Here is an 18,031-nt window from a genome sequence, read left to right as displayed (position 1 = left end):
CCGGGCGCTCACAGCAGCGGAGCGAGCCCAGGACCGACCCTGGTGAACCGGGAACCGCAGTCGGCGCAGGCCAACCCGGCGTCGAGCCGGAAGCCGCAGGTGCACACCCAGCCCTTGTGCCGTGCGGGATTCCCGGCGACGAAGGCGTGCGCGGGCACGTCCTTCGTGACGACCGAGCCCGCGGCGGCGAAGGCGTGGTTGCCGATCTCGATCCCGCACACCACGACGGTGCCCGCGCCGAGCGTCGCACCGTGGCGGACCAGCGTGGACAGCAGCTCATCGCCGGTGCGGCGGATCGCCGAGCGCGGGCGGAGGTCGTTGGTGAACAGCACGTTCGGGCCGAGGAAGACCTCGTCCTCGCAGGTGACACCGTCGAACACGAGCGTGCCGTTCTTCACCGTCACCCGGTTGCCGAGCACGGCCTTGCCCTCGACGTACGCGCCGTCGCCGATGTTGCAGTCGCGGCCCACGCGCGCGCCCGGCATGACGTGCGCGAACGCCCACACCCTGGTGCCCTCGCCGACGGACTTGCTTTCGCAGAGCCCCGCCGGGTGCACCCACACCTTCGACGACACGATCCCGGTCATCGCAGCGCCTTCCGCAGTGCTTCGGCCACGCGTTCCTGCTGGGCCGCGGTGATTTCGGGGAACAGGGGGAGCGAGAGCAGCTCGCCCGCGGCCCGTTCGGCCACCGGGAACGAGCCGCGCCCGTGCCCGAGCGAGGCGAACGCGCCGGTGAGGTGCACCGGCACCGGGTAGTGCACACCCGCGCCGATCCCGGACTCGTGCAGCGACGCGAGCACCTCGGCGCGCCGGGGGACCCGGACCACGTACAGGTGCCAGACCGGCAGATTTCCTTCCAGCACAACGGGTCTGCGCACCTGCGGGAGATCGGCGAGCAGCTCGTCGTAGCGCGCGGCGGCCTCCCGGCGGGCGGCGTTCCAGGTTTCGAGCCGCCGGAGCTTCGCGGACAGGACCACGGCCTGGAGCGTGTCGAGCCTGCTGTTGAAGCCGAGCACCGGGTGCTCGTACTTCGCGGGCGAACCGTGCTCGCGCAGCAACCGGACCTTCAACGCGAGGTCGGACCGCTTCGTGACGACGGCGCCGCCGTCGCCGTACGCGCCGAGGTTCTTGCCGGGGTAGAAGCTGGTCGCGGCGAGATCGCCGAAGGAGCCGACGCACGCGCCGTGCCGACGCGCGCCCTGCGCCTGCGCGGCGTCTTCGAGCACGGCCGCGCCGACGGACTCGGCGATCGGGGCGACCAGCTCGACCGGGGCGGCCTGGCCGTAGAGGTGCACGGGCAGGACCGCTTTCGTCCGCGGGCCGACGGCCTCGGCGAGCTTGTCCACGTCGAGCAGGGCGGTGTCTTCGTCGCAGTCGACTAGCACCGGTTTCGCCCCGGCGCGCGCGACGGCTTCGGCGGTGGCGAGGAACGTGTTGGCGGGTAACACGCATTCGTCGCCGGGCCCGATGCCGAGCGCGCGCAAGCCGAGTTCGATCGCGTCGGTGCCGTTGCCGACCGCGACGCAGTGCGGCACCCCGAGGTACGCCGCGAACTCGCCTTCGAACGCGGCGACCTGCTTGCCGCCGATGAACGCGGTGGTCTTGAGCACCTCGGTCCAGCCCTGCGCCACCTCGTCGGCCACCTGGTCGTGCTGCGCGGCCAGATCCACCAGTGGAATCACGTGGTCCCCTTCGTGAGTTTCTTCGCCGGTACCCCGGCCCACACCTGTCCGGCCGGGACGTCGGAAAGCACGACCGCCCCCATGCCGATCACCGCCTCCGCGCCGATCGTCACGCCTTCGCGGATCATCGAGCCCTGCCCCAAGTAGGCGCTTTCGCCGACGCGCACGCCCCCGGCGAGCGTCGCGCGGCCCGCGAAGGTGACGCCGTCGGCGATCTCGTCGTCGTGGGTGAGCAGCACGTGCGGCATCGCCAGCACGTGCGCGCCGACCCGCAGCGGCGTGGTGAGCACGGTGCCCGCGAGCAGCACGGTGCCCGGCCCGAGCGACGCGCCCTCGGGCACCGAGGCCGCGGGGTGCACCACGGTCGCCCAGCGTTCGTCGGGCAGGCCGAGCTTCCTCGCGACCGCGAGCCTCCCGGCGGGACGCGCCGAGTTCGCCACGCACACCACTACGGCGGCGTCGGGGTGCTCGTGCACCAGCTCGCTGCCGCCGAGCACCGGAACACCGTCCACAGTAGACCCGTGGCGCGCCGCGGAGTCGTCGAGCATGCCGAGCGGAGCCCACACGCCCGGCCGGGCGCGGACGGCCGCCAGTACCTCCCTGGCCAATCCGCCCGCGCCGACCAGCAACAGCTCCCTCATCCGGCGAACCCTGTGAAAATTACGTCGACCCAGTAGTTCGCGCCGCCGTAGGTCGACGCCGGGAACCCGGAGCCCGGCTGGAACACGCCGTTCGGGGTCTCGTTGCTGGTCGCCGGTGCGGACAGCGGTGGCGCGGTGACCCCGGTGGCGAAGTACCCCGCGTCCCCGGCGTAGTGGCCGGTGGTCGTGGTGTACGACGCGACGTAGGTGGTGCCCGCGGTCACCGGCACCGGCGCGGCGAACGTCAGCGTCTGCCAGCCGGTGGCGGACTCGCCGCTGAAGGTGCCGGTGGCGAGCTGCTGCCCGGTGTTCGTCCACAGTGAACCGGTGTGCGGCCCGGTGTTGCCCTCGCCCTTGTAGAACTTGACACCGGTGATGGTGCCGTTCGTCCCCGGGGTGAACCGGACGCCCAGCTCGTAGGCGCCACCGTCGTTAGTGGACGGTGTGGTGGGTACCGACGCCGCGCTGAACAGCGAGCACGGGCAGGTCCGCGTCGCGGTCGGCGTGAACGACCAGGTGTACGGCGTGCTCATCGGGTTGCCGTTCAGATCCGCGATCCGCACGCTCGCCGTGTACACAGTGGACGGTGCCAGCGCGGCGGCCGGGGTGAAGGTCACCGTCTTGCCGTCGGACGAGATCGACGACGAGCCGCTGATCTTCGCGCCACCCGGATCGGCCAGCGTGAACTGCGCCGAGGACAGGTCGACCGGCTCGTTGAAGGTGGCCGCGGCCGCGGTGTTCAGCGGGACACCGGTCGCCTCGTGGTCAGGGGCGGTGCCGGTGACCACCGGTGCGGTGGTGTCCGCGTTCGGGGTGAACGACACGTCGACCCAGTAGTTGGTGCCGCCGTAGGTCGAGGCCGGGAACCCGGAGCCCGGCTGGAACACGCCGTTCGGGCCGGCGGGATCGGCCGTCGCGGGCGCGCTCAGCGGCGGGCCCGGCACCCCGGTGCGCTGGAAGTACCCGGCGTCCGCCGCGTAGTGCCCGCTCGTGGTGGTGTACGAGGCGGTGTAGGTGACGCCGGGGGAGACCGCGACCGGGGCCGGGAAGGTCAGCGTCTGCCAGCCCTCCGCGCTTTCCCCGGTGAACGTGCCGGTGGCGAGCCGCTGCCCGGTCGGCGACCACAGCGAACCGGTGTGCGTGCCGGTGTTCTCCGCGCCCTTGTAGAACCGGACCGCGGTGACCTTGCCGCTGCTCGTCGGCGTGAACCGGACGCCGAGTTCGTAGGCGCCGGAGTCGTCCGCCGAGGTCACCGTCGGCACGGTGGCGGTGCTGAACACCCCGCACGGGCAGGACGGGTCCCCGGTGGTGGTCAGGTCCCAGGTGAGCGGCGCGGTCATCGCGTTGCCGTTGACGTCGGCGATGCTCACGCTCGCGGTGTAGCGGGTGTTCGGCGCGAGCGCGCCGCTGGGCGTCCAGGTGACCGTTTTCTGGTCGGACGAAAGGGAAACCGCGCCGGTGAGCTTCGCGCCGCCGGGGTCGGTGAGCCAGATCTGCGCGCTCGCCGGGTCGACCGGTTCGGAGAAGGTCGTGGTGATCGGCGCGGTCAGCGCGACGTTGGAGGTGCCGGTGGCCGGGGTGTGCGCGGTGGGCGACGGCGGGGTGCTGTCGCCGTTGAGGCCGTTGCGGTAGATGGCGTCGACCCAGTAGTTCGAGCCGTTGTAGGTCGACGTCGGGAACCCGCCGCCGCTGCCGTACCGGTAGACGCCGTTGCTGCCGCTGATCGCGTGCATCGGGCCGTAGTCCGCGCTGTGCCCGGTGAAGTAGCCCGCGTCGCTGGCGTACCGGCCGTTCGGCGCGAAGTACGACACGACGTAGGTGGTGTTCGGCTGCACGACCACCGGGGTGGAGAAGGTCAGCGTCTGCCAGCCGGAGCTGGTCTCACCGCTGAACTGCCCGGTGGCCAGCAGGAGCCCGCTCGCCGACCACAGCGAACCGGTGTGCGTGCCCGTGTTGCCCTCGCCCTTGTAGAACCGGACGCCGAGCACTTCGCCCTTGCCGTCGAACCGCACCTTGGTGCCGACCTCGACCGGGGAGGCGTCGGTGACGGCCGGGTTCGCCGGGGCCGCGAAGTCGTCCCACACCGTGCAGGGGCAGGTCGATGCCCGCGGTTTCCCGGTGGTGAACGTCCAGGTGGCCGGTGCCGGGAGCGCGTTGCCCGCGGTGTCGGCGACCCGCAGCGACGCGGTGTACTTCGTGCCCGCGGCCAGTGGGGCGTTCGGCGTGAACGACACGGTGAGCCCGTCGGCCGACACCGCGGAGGTGCCCGCGACCGCGCCGGACGGGCTGGACAGCGTGTACTGCACCGAAGTCGGGTTGACGCGCTCGTCGAACTTCGCCGACACCGCTGGCGTGAGCGCGACCGTGCCCGCGTTGTTCAGCGGAGTGGTCGAGACGAGGCCGGGTGCGCGCGTGTCGGGCCCGGGATCGGGCGCCCACACCACATCGACCCAGTAGTTGGTGTCCGTGGAGGTCTGCGTCGGGAACCCGGCGCCGCCGCGGAACACGCCGTTGCCGCCGTCGGTGCCGGTCTGGAGCCCGGTGAGCGGTTCGAGGTAGGCCGATTTCCGGCTGAAGTACTCGGAATCGGCCGCGTAGTGCCCGGTGGGGGAGAAGTAGGACACCACGTAGGTGGTGTTCGCGGCCACCGCGACCGGCTGCGGGAAGGTCAGGGTTTGCCAGCCCGTCGCGGTTTCGCCGGTGAACGTGCCGGTGGCGAGCTGCTGCCCTGCCGTGGACCACAGGGTGCCGGTGTGCGTGCCGGTGTTGCCCGCGCCCTTGTAGAACTTGACGCCGCGCACGTAGCCGGCGGAGTTGCTGCGCCACTTCACGCCCAGCTCGAGCGAGCCGCCGTCGGCGAGATCGGGCGTGCCCGGCACGTCGGCGTTCGTCCAGATCCCGCACGGGCAGGTGCGCGCCGACACGGTCTTGGTGGTCTCGGTCGGCGTGGACAGGTTCGCCGAATCGTCGACGGCGCGGACCTTCAGCGAGTTCGCGCCCGAGCTGCTCGGCGTGTAGGTGTAGCTCCAGGTGCCCTGCCCGGCGAGCCAGTTCGCCGGATGCCAGGTGGAGCCGCCGTCGGTGGACGCCTCGACGCCGCCGACCTTCCCGCTCGCGTCGATGACCGTGCCGGAGAACGTGTACGGCGCGCCGACGGTCGCCGAGGCGGGCAGTGAGGTGATCGCCACGACGGGCGGCGCGGTGTCCGTGCTGGCGCTCGCGAGCACCAGGCCCGGTTGCAGGGTGCCGGGCTGCGCGCCCATGTCGGCGAGGAGGTTCACGGTCGCCTGCTGGATGCGGACGTCCGTGGTCGGCACGTCGGTGGAGAAGGCGTGCTCGTCGTCGAGGCCCCACGCCCACTGCACGGTGCCCGCGCCGAACACCAGCGCCCCGCTCGCCGCGCGGTACAGCGTCAGCGCGTGCGTCTTGGTGCCGGGACCGTAGACGTCACCGTGGTTCTTCAGCACGAAGTAGTCGTCCGGGTTCTCCATCGCGACCGTCGTCCTGGACAGCTGCGCGACCCCAGGCGGCTGGAAACCGTTGTCCTCCACGGTGTTCCACTCGTAGCCGAGCGTGCCGGGCTGGAAGGTGTAGGTGGCACCCGAGGCGAGCGAGCCAAGCGACGTGTTGCGCCACAGCCGCATCTTCCCGTACGCAGACGGTACCTGGAGCGAGTCGTTTCGGCGCCCGTTGACCATGAAGATGTTGCCCAGCAACGCGTTCTCCGGCCGTCCGCCGTCCGACGGTGGGCTGTACCTCGGGTCACGCCAGGTTCCGGTCCAAATCGGACTGCTGGTGTCCAGTTTGCCGTTGGCCTTGGTTTCCTTGTAGCAGACCAGGGTGCGCCAGTCGGTCTTCGAGGTGTCCATGCTCTTGTCCCACCGGGTCTTCCAGAAGATTTCGTTCCCGGTGAGGAACGCGAGGTGCACCCCGGCGTCGCGCGCGGCTTCGACGTTCGCGCGCTGCTCGTTCGACCAGTACTCGTCGTGCCCGACCGCCATGAACACCTGGTGGTTGCGGATCAGGTTTCCGCGCCGTGCCGAGTCGACGTCCGTGGTGTAGGACATGTCGTACCCGTTGGCCTCCATGAACCGCAGCATCGGGTACTCGGCGTTGAAGATGAAGTTCTCGTCGCCGCCGCCGAAGAGCGGGCGGTTGTAGCTCACCTTGTACGAGGCGCCGCCCTGGCCGGGGCCGGTGAAGGTGTCGCTGCCGAAGTACAGGCTGGTGCCGCCGTAGCGGTTGTACGCCTGCCAGGTGGAGTCCGAGGTCTGGAAGAGGATCTTCGACTGGCTCGCGTCGTCGCGTACCACGAACGCGATTTCGTTCTGCACGCCGGTGCTCGCGCGCAGCCGCGCGTAGTAGATGCCGGACACCGCGTTCGACGGCACGGTCCAGCTCGCGGACACCGCCCAGTTCCCGCAGTCGGTGAAGCCGATCGACGGATCGGTCAGGCACGGCGGCTGGCTCTGCGGCGTGGCGCGGGTGACCGAGGGCAGGATCTGGCGCGCGCCGACACCGCCGTACCAGCCGAGGCGGAACACGTCGATGGTGTAGGACGGCGCGCTCGTCTTGACCTTGAAGTCGACCCGCCCGCCGGGGGTGGTGCTGATGTCGGTGGTGTAGCCCTGAATCGCGTCGTCGGGGCCTTGCACCTGCCAGTCCGGGGTGCCGGGCTGCGTGTTCTCGCAGGCGATCTTGTTGAGCACCGGCGGGGTGCACGGGTTCGACGCGGCCGCCGAGGTGTGCAGCCCGCCGAGCGCCACGAAGGAGGAACCGGCGACGGCGATCGCGACCAGGAGCCGCGTCGCTCGCGTGCGCAAGGACATGGGTGCCACCTCTCGGCAGGTGTTCGGCGCGCGTTCCACCGCTATTCCGGTGGAAACTTCGTGCACATCTGATGCGTTCGTCGAAGCGGGGCACGCGCTCGTTACAAAAACAGGTCACGAGTGGATTGCACTGGTGCGTAAGGAAAAACCTTTGTGACGGACCGTGATACAGGGGCTGTCTCATTCAAGAGCGGCGAACGGAAGTTCCGTCCGTTTTCAGCTCGGCGAACGGGTGAGTGCTTCTCCGAGCACCTTCGCGATTCGTCGCTGGTCGTCCTCGGTCAGCGCATGGTGCAAAGGCAGGATGACCGATCGGGTGGTGAGCGATTCGGTGACCGGCAGCGGTCCGTGTGGATGTCCTTCGTAGGCCGGTTCGAGATGGGCCGCCATGATGCCGCGGCGTGCCGAGATCCCCGCGCCGGCCAGCGCGCCGAGCACTTCGACCTGGGTGGGCCCGCCTTCGGGGAGCAGCACCCAGAACGACTGGTAGTTCGTGGTGCCGTGCGGCGGATCGGTCACCGGGACGACTTCGAGCGGTGCCAGCAGTTCGTGGTAGCGGGCGGCGAGCTGCCTGCGCTGCGCGACGATCCCGTCGAGGCGGCCGAGCTGGACGAGGCCCACCGCCGCCTGGATGTCGGTCATCCGGTAGTTGAACGCGGTCTCCGTGTACGCCTCGAGCATGGGCTTGCCCGTCACGTGGCGCTCGGCGGCCGACACGCTCATCCCGTGCTCGCGCAGGCGGCGCAGGCGTGCCGCGAGTTCGGTGTCGTCGGTGGTGATCATCCCGCCCTCGCCGGTGGTGAGCAGCTTGCGCGGGTGGAACGACCAGGCCGCCATCGGTGCGCCCGCGCCGACCGGTGAACCGTCCAGAGTGGACCCGGCCGCGCACGCGGCGTCTTCGAGAACCGGGATTTCGCCGCAGGTTTCGCGCAGGGCGGTGATATCGGCGGGCACCCCGCCCTGGTGCACGGCGAGCACGGCCTTCGTGCGCGGCGAAAGTACCTTGTGGACGGTCGAGGGCGTGAGGTTCCCGGTCACCTCGTCGACGTCGGCGAACACCGGTTCCGCCCCGCAGTACCGGACCGCGTTCGCGGTGGCGATGAACGAGAACGACGGCACCACCACCTCGTCGCCGCGGCCGACGCCGAGCGAGTGCAGCATGAGGTGCAGGCCCGTGGTGCACGAGGACACCGCGATCCCGTGCGCCGCGCCGATCCGCGCCGCGAACGCCCGCTCGAACTCGGCCACCCTCGGCCCTTGCGCGACCCACCCGGACAGCACCGCGGCCGCCGCCGCGTCCGCTTCTTCCTGCCCCAGCAAGGGCTTCATCACCGGTATCACGGTTCGCGGTTCTCCCGCCACCAGGCGACCAGCCCGCGAAGGCCGTCGTCGAGGCCGATTTCCGGCTTCCACCCGAGATCGCGGGCCGCGGCCGAGATGTCCGCGAGCCTGCGGGTGACGCCGTTGACCGCGCGCTCGGGCCCGTGCTCGGGGACGAGATCGGAGTCCATCGCGGACAGCAGGCTCGACGCCAGTTCGGCGAGACTGGTCTCGGTGGACGTCGCGATGTTGTACACCTTGTCGGTGACCGGCGCCCGCGCCGCCAGGAGGTTCGCCCGCGCGATGTCGTGGACGTGCACGAAGTCCATCGTCTGCGCGCCGTCGCCGAAGATGAGCGGCGCCTCGCCGCGCGCGATCCGTTCCATCCAGCGGATCAGCACCTCGGTGTAGAGGCCGTGCACGTCCATCCGCGGGCCGTACACGTTGAAGTACCGCAGTGCGACGTAGTCGAGCCCGTACATCGCGTGGAAGCTGCGCAACATGCCTTCGTTGAAGGTTTTCGCGGCCCCGTAGAACGTGTCGTTGTTGTACGGGTGGTGCCGCTCGTCGGTGGGGAAGGTCTCGGCGAGCCCGTAGACCGACGCCGAGGAGGACGCGACGACTTTCTTCACCCCCGCCGCGACGGCGGCTTCCAGCACCGTGAACGTTCCGTCCACAAGGGACTCCAGTGCGAGCCGCGGCTGTTCGGCGCACTGCGTGATGCGCAGCGCGGCGAGGTGGAAGACGACGTCCTTGCGCGCGGCCAGCTCGTGCACGAGCCCGGCGTCGTTGATGTCGCCTTCGACGAGCCGGAGCTTCCCGCCCAGCGCGGACGCGGCCTCGGCGAGGTTCGCGCGGCGGCCGCGGACGAGGTTGTCCAGCACCACGATCTCGGCCGCGCCCGCCGCGGCGAGCTGGTCGACGATCGCCGAGCCGATGGTCCCGGCGCCGCCGGTGACCAGGATCCGCTGGCCGTCAAGAGGTTGTGCGGAACTCACGCTCACGCGAGGATCTCCTGTCGTACGTCGACGAAGGTGCCGCCCGCGCGAAGGCTTTCGGAGGCGGCTTCGAGCAGGGCGAGCACCCGAAGGCCCGCGCGGCCGTCGGTGAGCGGGGCGCGGCCTTCGGTGATCGAACCGGCGAACTCGGCCATCACCGCGCGCAGCGCTTCCCGCTCGGTGAGCGCGGGGGCGACCATGTCGCCGACCCGGTAGGAGATGAGCGCCTGCTCGCGGTCGGCCGTCCTGTCCACCCCTCTGTCGTAAATGGACAGTCGCTGGCCGGGGTTGAGGTCGTCCCACACCACGGTCCGGCTCGACCCGCCGATCACCATGGTCCTGATCTTGGTCGGTGACAACCAGTTCACGTGCACGTGCGCCATCGCGCCGCCGGTGAGCCGGATGGTCAGGTGCGCGACGCAGGCGTGCCCGGCGCCGATCGGGTCCGACCCGTGCGCCGCGACGGCTTCGGCCGCGACGCCGTCGGGCAGGATCGCGTCGAACACCGAAAGGTCGTGCGGCGCGAGATCCCACAGGACGTCCACGTCGGGTTGCACGAGCCCGAGGTTGATGCGCACCGAATCGAGGTACTGGACGTCGCCGAGTTCGCCGCCGCGCACGAGTTCCCGCAGGCGGCTGACGGCCGGGGTGTAGCAGTAGGTGTGGTCGAGCATCAGCGTCAGCCCGCGTTCCTCGGCGGCCTCGACGAGCCTTCGGCCCTCCGAGAAGTTCGCCGCGAGGGGCTTTTCCACCAGGACGTGCTTGCCCGCTTCGAGCGCTTGGAGCGCGACTTTCAGGTGCGTGCCCGCCGGGGTGGCGATGGCGACGGCGTGCACCTCGGGATCTTCGAGCACCTCGTCGAGCGAGCCGGAGACCCTGACCGTCGAGTAGTCGCCGAGCACGCGGCGCGCGCGGTCCACGTCGAGGTCGCACAGGTAGCGCAGGCGCAGCGCGGGGGTCTGCTGCGCGTTGCGGACGAGATTGGGTCCCCAGTAACCGGCGCCGACGACCGCGAGGCCAATGCGTTCCACGGGATCCTCCGGGCTAGGAATTGCCCGACGGCCGAACTGCCGTGGACGACTTCTGATTCGCTGGCCCCGCGCTGGTCGTTACAGCGCTGTCGTTGTTGTTACTTCGGCTTCAGTTCAGCGCTTCGGAAAGCGCGATGATCGATTCGCTTTCCGCGTGGTGAATATCAGTCAGCCGAATTGCCATGTCGGTGAACAACCGACTCGCTTCTTCCGCGGTGAACGGCGCCTCGGCGTCGTAGTGCGCGCGCATCCGCGCGAGTTCGGCCGCGCTTTCGGTGACGTCCTCACCGGTGCGCACGCCGTTCGCCATCGTCCGCGAGAGCTCCCGCAGCCAGGCGAACTCGGTGTTTTCGCCGCTCAGCGCGAGATCGCCGAGATCGAGCCAGCACTGCCCGATTTCGCGCCACCGCGCCGACTGCTCGGCGAGCACCGGGAGGTCGAGCAGTTCGGCCGCTTCGTCGATGGCGTCGGCGAACAAGTCGCGGAGGTGCCCTCCGGCAGGGCCGGACGGATCAACGCCTTCGGCCACCGAGAGCAACGCCCCGACCAAACCCCGCCGGTCCTTGAACACCGCCGGCCAGCCCTTGCCCGCTTTCCGGTCGGTCAGCAGTTTCGCCCACTTGGCCCAATCGGGTTTCTGTTTCACGCACTCTCGGAGCCCGCGGCGCACCGCGTCGGCGAGATCGCCGAATTCACCGGAACGTACCAGCACCGTCACGTTCTTGTCGGCGCCGATTCGAGCACGGGCCCGGTCCAGTACGGCCCGCTCGACCTCGATCGGCTCCAGGTTCCGGTCGTCGACGAGCACTTTGCCGTCCTCGCGGTACGCGACGACGAAGTGCCCGCCCGCGCCGTCCGCGCTCGGCGGCAGGTGCCAGTAGCCCGCGGTGTACCGGTCGGGCAGGACGATCACGGGCTCGCCCGAATCGAGCGCGGCGCCGAGCTTCTTCGCGGCCGCCTTCGCGCGCCCGGTGGTCTCGATGTCCGCTTCGAGCTTCAACCGCTCCACAGTGGACCGGATCCAGGCGAGCGGCTCGCGGGGATGCGCGCGGAACCCGAGCGTCAGCGGCTTGCTGCCGTCGTGGGTGAACTCCGACAGGTGGTAGCTCGCGCCGATACCGCCGGACGCCGCGAACAACAACGGCTCGGTGACCTCGGTGCCGCGGTGGGCGAGCACGTGCGCCAGAGCCGACACGTCGGGCTGGCGGCCGCCCCTGAGCTGGTACATACCCTCACGGTAACCGCGCCCGGATGCTCCTCCGCGTGAAGTCCCAGGTCACCGCGACCCTCGCGGGTGGGCGAGCGTGCCCCGAAAGTGACCTTCGGGGAATCTAGCGCCACTTTCCCGGCCCTCGCGGGTGTGCGGGCGGGGCTGCTGATGCCCCGAAGGTGGCCTTCGGGGCGCTAGATGACACAAATCCACCCCTCGCACGCCCGCCATCTGGGCCGCTCATGCCCCGAAGGTGACTTTCGGGGCATCTACCGCCCCGAAGGCCACTTTCGGGGCGTCCCGGAGCGGCTCGCCGCCGAGTGGGGGCAGAGGTTCGCGGGGGCGCTCGTCCCCTGATGGCCACCTTGACGGCACTCAATGCCGTGTCGTGTCTCGGTAGTTCTGCCGCAGGTTTGTCTCGGTTGTTGTGACACAGGTTAGGCGGCTGGGGTGAGTTGGCCTTGGTAGGTCTTGGTGTGGTCGAGGTGGATGTGGCCGATCGGGTCGCCGTCGCTGGTGTAGGCGGTGGCCCGGTCGCTGTCACGGATGATGGTGATGGTGTGTCCGGCGTGGGCGGTGCCGATCCGTAGCCGGGCGTGTTTGCCGAGGTTGACCGTGCCGGTGGTGCTGACTTTGAGGCGGTGCACGGTGGCGTCGTCCTGGACGGGCAGGTGCTGGGGTCCGCCGTGGCTGTCGCTGGTGGTCCAGGCATGGGTGGGGGTTTGCCGGCCAAGGGCGCTGTGGCGGCGGTGGTTGTAGTGCTCGCGGTAGACCTCGAGCAGGGTGCGGAGTTCGGTCAGGGTCGCGGGTTGGATGGGTTGGTGATCCAGCCAGCGTTTGAAGGTCTGGTGGTGGCGTTCGACCTTGCCGCAGGTCTGCGGGTGGTAGGGGCTGGAATGGATCAGCCTGCAGCCGTGGCCGGTGACGGTGCGGGCGAACGCCGATGGCCCGGCGTTGGGGTGGCGGCCGCGTGAGGTGAACGCGGATCCGTTGTCGGACAACACGATCGCGGGCGCACCATGGTCGGTGATGGCCGCGGTGATCGCGGTGATCGCGGCACGGGAGGTTTCGGCCTCGGCGGCGTGATTGGCCACCAGCATGCGCGTGCAGTCGTCGAGGACCTCGAACACCACCACCGTGGCCCCGCCGGCGAGGATGACCTCGGTGGCGTCGATCTGGTAGCAGTCCCGCGGCCGGGCATAGCTGAACCGACGGTAGGAGGACCGGGGCCGCTTACGGGGGTTGGACTCGGCCAGCCCGTGCCGGGACAGGATCCGGTTGATCGTGGCCCGCGACGGGACAGGCCAGCCCCGTCCGGCCCAGTCCCGCTCGGCGGCCAACTCCAGAAGCCGATCGCGGATCGGGTCCGCCCCGTTGTCCGGTTTCAGCTCCTTCCGCAGCCGCAGCACGACAGCCACGACCGGCTCCGCCGTAGCATGCCGCACGGTCTTGGGCCGGGTCGACCGCCGCCGCCACTGCCCCTCGGCCTGGATCCGGGCACGGTGCCGATAGAACGTCCGCCTATCGACACCATGCTCCCGGCACCACGCCGACACGTTCTCAACCGGCACTTCAGCCGTCAGCATCGCGTCCACGAATCGCATGATCGTCCCATTCCGCGTCATGGCCCTCACCACAACGCCGGTCAGGCGGCAGATCATGCAACATCACCCGACCCGGGTGTGTCACATGCTGCGATACACAAACTGTGTCAAAACAGCTGATACTGAACACGGCACTCAATGCCGTGATGGTGGCCATCACCGCATACCGTCGCGGGTTTTCGCGGCCGGGATGTCGTTGCGAGGGCGGGGTTTCGGGCGCTCAGTGCCCTCATGGTGGCCAGGGGGCATTCGCCGCCCGCGGGCAGCCAGCGACGCGAGCGAGTCCCGGTCGCTATGTCCCCGAAAGTGACCTTCGGGGACATAGATGCCCCGAACGCCACCTTCAGGGCGCGGCTCCCGCGGCAGTCGAGCGCGCGAGGGGTGGATTCGCGGCGTCTAACGCCCCGAAGGCCACCTTCGGGGCATGTGCAGGCCCTCCCGCACACCCGCGAGGGCCGAGAAAGCGGCGTCAGAGTCCCCGAAGGTGGCCTTCGGGGATCAACGGCGTGCTCCCCGGGTGCTCGGGATCCGGACTGCGCCGCCGAACTCACCACGATCCGTGCGGATCGCTGTTGCTTTCGGAGCAGCAGGCAGCCACCGGCTAGTTCGCGGGATCCCCCGGTTGTCCGGGGTACCGCGGTCGCGCGAGGTCGCAGTACGGGTAGATCTCCGTTCGCGCGTCCTCCGCGCCCGGTGGCGCCGGGCTTCCCGGGGTGACCCAGATTTCCCGTTCGCCCCGCGCGCAGCTCCGGCTCGTGGGCCGTTTCGACTCGCGGTAGAGCTCGGTTCCCCGTTCGTCGTGGAACACGGTCGGCTGGCCGGGGCGGTCGAGCGTGCCGCCGACGATCCGGCCTTGCGCGTCGCGGAAGATCGTGGCGGCGAGCCGTTCGTGCAGCGGGCGGCAGTTCACCGACTTCTCCCGGTAGTGTACGTCCACAGTGGACGGATCCTTCGGGTTGGGGTGCTTCGTCGACAAGTAGGCGGCGGTGACGGCGGAAAAGCCGCGTCCCAGCGCGTCGCGGGCCAGCCAGGTGCTCGTGCCCGGTGCCACCTCGACCGACGCCACCGCTGCCTTCGCCGCCGCGAACGCGGTCGTCCCGACGCCGACGCGCTGGCCGGGGAGCAGCACCGGCACTTCGACGGTGAGCCGGTGCTGTCCCGGCAGCGCGTCGAACAGCGGGGCGTGCGCGGCGTCGAACAGCCGGAACCCGACGCGCGTGCGGTAGGCGACACTGCCGCTGGTGTTTTCGACCAGTGCGCCGATGCTGACCGAGCCGTCCCGCCCGGCTTGGCTGAAGCCCTGTTCCACGACGCGCACCCCGCCGCCGTCCGGCGCCGAGACGGCCGACGACGGCGTACCGGCGGGAGCGACCGCGGGCAGCCCGCACCGGCCGCGCGGCCACGGCAGGTGCCCCGAGGCGAGCACCACGGTCATGGCGCCGAGCAGAACGGCCGCCGCCACCACGGCCAGGCGCGCTCTGCTCATCGGAGGAACCGGGCCCTTTCGCCGTCGGGTGCGGCGAAAACTGTTCCACGCCCGGTCGGCGACCGTCAATTCACTGGTGCGTGCGGACTATTCCGCGAGCGCGCAGGAACACCGCCCCGGCCGGGATTCGGCTGCCCCGCGGGGCTCAGAAATCCGTGACCGCGTCCACCACGTCGTGCAGCGGATCCGTCACGTACACGGTCTTGGTGCGCTGGTCGACCGCGACCGAGCCGGGGTTCACGCCGAGGGTGAGCTCGCCGGTGATTTCGCCCTTCTCGCCGTCGATCTTGACCAGTCCGTCCGGGCCGCCGTTGGTGTAGACGGTGTTCGTGCCCTCGTGCACCGCGACCGACGAGGATTCGCTGCGCAGCAGGATCGTCTTCTTCTCGGCGCGCGTGGCACCGTCGACGACGGACAGGTGGTGGATGCCCGCGTTGCTGACGTAGACGGTGTTGCTGGTGGTGTGCACGGCCACCCCGGCCGGGCTCTTCCCGACCTTGGCGGTGCCGACGAAGGTGTTCGCCGCGGTGTCCATGATCTCCACCGCACCGGTCGTCACGCTGGTGAAGTAGGCGAGCCTGCGCCCGGAATCCACGGCCGCGCCCGCGAACCCGCCGCCCTTGCCTGGCACGGTGGCGGTCAGCGTGCTGCTGTTCCCGTCGAGCACCGCGACCGCGCCGTCCTTCTGGCTGCCCACGTAGATCTTGTTCGCCGCTTCGTCGACGTCGAGCACGGCCGCGCCGTCCCCGGCGGGAACGGTGCTGAGCACCGCGTTGGTGGCGCCGTCGAGCACCGTGACGGTGCCCGCCGTGGCGCTGGCCACGTAGGCGCGGTTGGTGCGCTCGTTGACCGCGATCCCGGTCGGGTGCGCGCCCACCGGGACCGAGGCGATCACCTGCTTGGTACCGGCGTCGATGATCGAGACCGTGTTGTCACCATCGTTGGCGACGTAGACCGTTCCGGTGACGGAATTCACCGCGACGGGACCGGGCCGGTCCCCGACCCCGATGGGAGCCACCTGGGAGGCCTGGGCGGGAGCTGTCGTCACCGCGGCCACCACAGCCGCGCTGACCAGGACCGACGCGGTCCTTCGGCCGAGGATCCCGCCCTGCGCCATGGTGCCTCCCACGGTTAGGTTTCACTCATTCGTGCAGCGTCTAGTGGAACCCTAACCCGGCGCGCCCGCGCGTGGGGCCTGAATCCGCAAGTCGGCACGGTTGCCGTCGATGCGCTCGTGCACAAGGATTCCGAAGGAACTTCGCGTGCCCGCTGCACGTTTTGCCAGTGTCAAACCGGTTTCCGGCCGGACCGGCCCAGTCGCCACGCGAAGTGATGGGAGGCGTACCGCACGTGCACAGTCATCAGAACGGGCTCAAAACCGCGCTGCTGCTGGGCCTGCTGAGCGCCATCATCATCGGCGTCAGCTCGCTGTTCGGCAGGACGGCGCTGTTCATCGGGCTCGCGGTGGCGCTCGGTGTCAACGCGTACACGTATTTCAATTCGGACAAGCTCGCGCTCAGGGCGATGCGCGCCCGCCCGGTTTCGGAGGCCGAGCAGCCTGCCATGTACCGCATCGTGCGCGAGCTCGCGACGGCCGCGCGGCAGCCGATGCCGCACCTCTACGTCAGCCCGACCAGCGCGCCGAACGCCTTCGCCACCGGGCGCAGCCCGCGCCACGCGGCGGTGTGCTGCACCACCGGCATCCTCGAACTGCTGACCGAGCGCGAACTGCGCGCCGTGCTGGGGCACGAACTGTCCCATGTGTACAACCGGGACATCCTCATCTCGTGCGTCGCCGGCGCGCTGGCGAGCGTGATCAGCGTGCTGGCGAACCTCGCGATGTTCGCGGGGCTGTTCGGCGGCGGTGATCGCGACGACGACGGCGGCCCGCTGGTTTCGCTGCTGCTGGTCCTGCTCGGCCCGATCGCGGCGAGCGTGGTGCGGCTCGCGGTCAGCAGGTCGCGCGAGTACCAGGCGGACGAGTCGGGCGCGGAGCTGACCGGCGACCCGCTCGGCCTCGCCTCCGCACTGTCCAAACTGGACGCCGGAACGCGTGCGGCCCCGCTGGTGCCGGAGCCGAAGATCGTTTCGCAGTCGCACCTGATGATCGCGAACCCGTTCCGGCCGGGGGAATCGCTGTCGAAGATGTTCTCGACGCACCCGCCCATCGAGGACCGGATCCGCCGCCTGGAAGCCATGGCCCGCCGAGGCCACTGACCGCGAGCCGCCCCGGCGACGCCCCGAAGGTGGCCTTCGGGGCGGTAGATGCCCCGAACGTCACCTTCGGGGCACGCGAAGGCTCAGGAAGTGGCGCCCGCTGCGCGCGCGACGTTCATCACGTATTCGCCGTAGCCGGATTTCGCCAGCTTCGCGCCGAGCGCGTAGCACTGGTCCGCGTCGATGTAGCCCATCCGCAGCGCGACTTCTTCCAGGCAGGCGATCCGGATCCCGGTGCGGTGTTCGAGCACCTGGACGAACTGGCCAGCCTCCAGCAGCGAATCGTGCGTGCCGGTGTCCAGCCAGGCGAACCCGCGCCCGAGGTCGACGAGCTTCGCCTTGCCCTGGCGGAGGTAGGTCAGGTTCACGTCGGTGATCTCGAGTTCGCCGCGCGCGGACGGCGCCAGCCCGCGGGCGATCTCGATCACCTTGTTGTCGTAGAAGTACAGGCCGGTGATCGCCTTGTCCGACTTCGGCCGCGCGGGTTTTTCCTCGATGGACAGCAGTTTCCCGTTCGCGTCCACCTCGCCGACGCCGTACCGCTGCGGATCCTTCACCCGGTAGCCGAACAGCACGCAACCGTCCATTGCGGACACTTCGTGCTTCATGATGTCGGAGAAACCGAGCCCGTAGAAGATGTTGTCGCCGAGCACCAGCGCGACGTCGTCGTCGCCGATGAAGTCCGCGCCGATGACGAACGCCTCCGCGAGGCCGTTGGGACTGGGCTGAACGGCGTAGGAGAGCTGCAACCCGAACTGGCTGCCGTTGCCGAGCAGGCGCTGGAAACCGGGCAGGTCGGACGGGGTGGAGATGATCAGGATCTCGCGGATCCCGGCCAGCATGAGCACCGAGATCGGGTAGTAGACCATCGGCTTGTCGTACACCGGGAGCAACTGCTTGGACACCGCTTGGGTGATCGGGTGCAGCCGCGTGCCGCTGCCCCCCGCCAACACGATCCCCTTCATCGCACCCGTCTCCTCCCGATTACCCGCAAGCCCCCCGCGAGCATAA

The 18,031-nt window shown here is 70.0% G+C and carries 14 protein-coding genes; 2 read left to right on the top strand and 12 right to left on the bottom strand.

Annotated features, from left to right (window positions below):
* Positions 1-8 precede the first annotated feature (8 nt).
* From HUW46_RS16210 to HUW46_RS16195, 4 genes are read right to left on the bottom strand one after another with little or no spacing between them, the layout of a single operon-like run.
* Positions 9-587 carry an acyltransferase gene (locus HUW46_RS16210; RefSeq protein ID WP_215548062.1) on the bottom strand — a complete coding sequence of 193 codons (579 nt, stop codon included), beginning with the start codon at positions 585-587 and terminating at the stop codon, positions 9-11.
* A complete protein-coding gene (locus tag HUW46_RS16205) occupies positions 584-1,684 on the bottom strand; it encodes a DegT/DnrJ/EryC1/StrS family aminotransferase (protein WP_331477254.1) in 1,101 nt (366 codons plus the stop codon). The genes HUW46_RS16210 and HUW46_RS16205 overlap by 4 nt, the downstream gene beginning before the upstream one ends.
* Positions 1,681-2,325 (bottom strand): NeuD/PglB/VioB family sugar acetyltransferase, encoded by a 645-nt coding sequence (locus HUW46_RS16200; protein WP_215548061.1) that lies wholly within the window; start codon positions 2,323-2,325, stop codon positions 1,681-1,683. Before HUW46_RS16200 ends, HUW46_RS16205 begins: the two co-directional genes overlap by 4 nt.
* The gene (locus HUW46_RS16195; protein WP_215548060.1) at positions 2,322-7,154 is read right to left on the bottom strand and encodes a DUF4082 domain-containing protein; all 4,833 of its coding nucleotides are present in this window, start codon (positions 7,152-7,154) and stop codon (positions 2,322-2,324) included. The genes HUW46_RS16200 and HUW46_RS16195 overlap by 4 nt, the downstream gene beginning before the upstream one ends.
* Between HUW46_RS16195 and HUW46_RS16190 the strand changes: the two genes are divergently transcribed.
* Positions 7,141-7,311 (top strand): hypothetical protein, encoded by a 171-nt coding sequence (locus HUW46_RS16190; RefSeq protein WP_215548059.1) that lies wholly within the window; start codon positions 7,141-7,143, stop codon positions 7,309-7,311. The genes HUW46_RS16195 and HUW46_RS16190 overlap by 14 nt on opposite strands.
* 59 nt (positions 7,312-7,370) lie before the next feature.
* On the opposite strand, the gene HUW46_RS16185 is transcribed toward HUW46_RS16190, so the two are convergent.
* The 7 genes from HUW46_RS16185 to HUW46_RS16155 all read right to left on the bottom strand — a co-directional run bounded on the left by HUW46_RS16185 (position 7,371) and on the right by HUW46_RS16155 (position 15,920).
* The gene (locus HUW46_RS16185) at positions 7,371-8,483 is read right to left on the bottom strand and encodes a DegT/DnrJ/EryC1/StrS family aminotransferase (RefSeq protein WP_215549905.1); all 1,113 of its coding nucleotides are present in this window, start codon (positions 8,481-8,483) and stop codon (positions 7,371-7,373) included.
* Positions 8,484-8,491: 8 nt separating this feature from the next.
* The gene (locus tag HUW46_RS16180) at positions 8,492-9,478 is read right to left on the bottom strand and encodes an NAD-dependent epimerase/dehydratase family protein (protein WP_254126220.1); all 987 of its coding nucleotides are present in this window, start codon (positions 9,476-9,478) and stop codon (positions 8,492-8,494) included.
* Positions 9,475-10,503 (bottom strand): Gfo/Idh/MocA family protein, encoded by a 1,029-nt coding sequence (locus HUW46_RS16175; RefSeq protein WP_215548058.1) that lies wholly within the window; start codon positions 10,501-10,503, stop codon positions 9,475-9,477. Before HUW46_RS16175 ends, HUW46_RS16180 begins: the two co-directional genes overlap by 4 nt.
* A 109-nt stretch (positions 10,504-10,612) precedes the next feature.
* Entirely contained in the window at positions 10,613-11,731 is a 1,119-nt protein-coding gene (locus tag HUW46_RS16170; RefSeq protein WP_215548057.1) for a BtrH N-terminal domain-containing protein, read from the bottom strand.
* Positions 11,732-12,150: 419 nt separating this feature from the next.
* Entirely contained in the window at positions 12,151-13,317 is a 1,167-nt protein-coding gene (locus HUW46_RS16165; RefSeq protein ID WP_254124945.1) for a DDE-type integrase/transposase/recombinase, read from the bottom strand.
* A gap of 601 nt (positions 13,318-13,918) precedes the next feature.
* Positions 13,919-14,803 carry a hypothetical protein gene (locus HUW46_RS16160; RefSeq protein WP_215548056.1) on the bottom strand — a complete coding sequence of 295 codons (885 nt, stop codon included), beginning with the start codon at positions 14,801-14,803 and terminating at the stop codon, positions 13,919-13,921.
* 145 nt (positions 14,804-14,948) lie between these two features.
* Complete coding sequence (locus tag HUW46_RS16155; RefSeq protein ID WP_215548055.1) at positions 14,949-15,920, bottom strand: hypothetical protein; 972 nt, start codon at positions 15,918-15,920, stop codon at positions 14,949-14,951.
* Positions 15,921-16,153: 233 nt separating this feature from the next.
* On the opposite strand from HUW46_RS16155, the gene htpX reads away from it, so the two are divergent.
* Positions 16,154-17,020 carry a zinc metalloprotease HtpX gene (htpX, locus tag HUW46_RS16150; RefSeq protein WP_215548054.1) on the top strand — a complete coding sequence of 289 codons (867 nt, stop codon included), beginning with the start codon at positions 16,154-16,156 and terminating at the stop codon, positions 17,018-17,020.
* Between the two features lie 83 nt (positions 17,021-17,103).
* On the opposite strand, the gene rfbA is transcribed toward htpX, so the two are convergent.
* Complete coding sequence (rfbA, locus tag HUW46_RS16145; RefSeq protein WP_215548053.1) at positions 17,104-17,985, bottom strand: glucose-1-phosphate thymidylyltransferase RfbA; 882 nt, start codon at positions 17,983-17,985, stop codon at positions 17,104-17,106.
* Between the last annotated feature and the right edge of the window lie 46 nt (positions 17,986-18,031).

Origin of the sequence: Amycolatopsis sp. CA-230715 (assembly GCF_018736145.1) — a bacterium.
Lineage (GTDB): Bacteria > Actinomycetota > Actinomycetes > Mycobacteriales > Pseudonocardiaceae > Amycolatopsis.
The sequence above is the reverse complement of the archived record's forward strand: the minus strand, read 5'-3'. Positions and strand labels throughout refer to the sequence as shown.

What these genes read in the sequence shown, in the direction of transcription:
- HUW46_RS16200 (WP_215548061.1), bottom strand. Translation starts at nt 2,325, where the DNA reads ATGAGGGAGCTGTTGCTGGTCGGCGCGGGCGGATTGGCCAGGGAGGTA.
- HUW46_RS16210 (WP_215548062.1), bottom strand. Translation starts at nt 587, where the DNA reads ATGACCGGGATCGTGTCGTCGAAGGTGTGGGTGCACCCGGCGGGGCTC.
- HUW46_RS16185 (WP_215549905.1), bottom strand. Translation starts at nt 8,483, where the DNA reads ATGAAGCCCTTGCTGGGGCAGGAAGAAGCGGACGCGGCGGCGGCCGCG.
- HUW46_RS16165 (WP_254124945.1), bottom strand. Translation starts at nt 13,317, where the DNA reads ATGCGATTCGTGGACGCGATGCTGACGGCTGAAGTGCCGGTTGAGAAC.
- rfbA (WP_215548053.1), bottom strand. Translation starts at nt 17,985, where the DNA reads ATGAAGGGGATCGTGTTGGCGGGGGGCAGCGGCACGCGGCTGCACCCG.
- HUW46_RS16155 (WP_215548055.1), bottom strand. Translation starts at nt 15,920, where the DNA reads ATGGCGCAGGGCGGGATCCTCGGCCGAAGGACCGCGTCGGTCCTGGTC.
- HUW46_RS16170 (WP_215548057.1), bottom strand. Translation starts at nt 11,731, where the DNA reads ATGTACCAGCTCAGGGGCGGCCGCCAGCCCGACGTGTCGGCTCTGGCG.
- HUW46_RS16160 (WP_215548056.1), bottom strand. Translation starts at nt 14,803, where the DNA reads ATGAGCAGAGCGCGCCTGGCCGTGGTGGCGGCGGCCGTTCTGCTCGGC.
- HUW46_RS16195 (WP_215548060.1), bottom strand. Translation starts at nt 7,154, where the DNA reads ATGTCCTTGCGCACGCGAGCGACGCGGCTCCTGGTCGCGATCGCCGTC.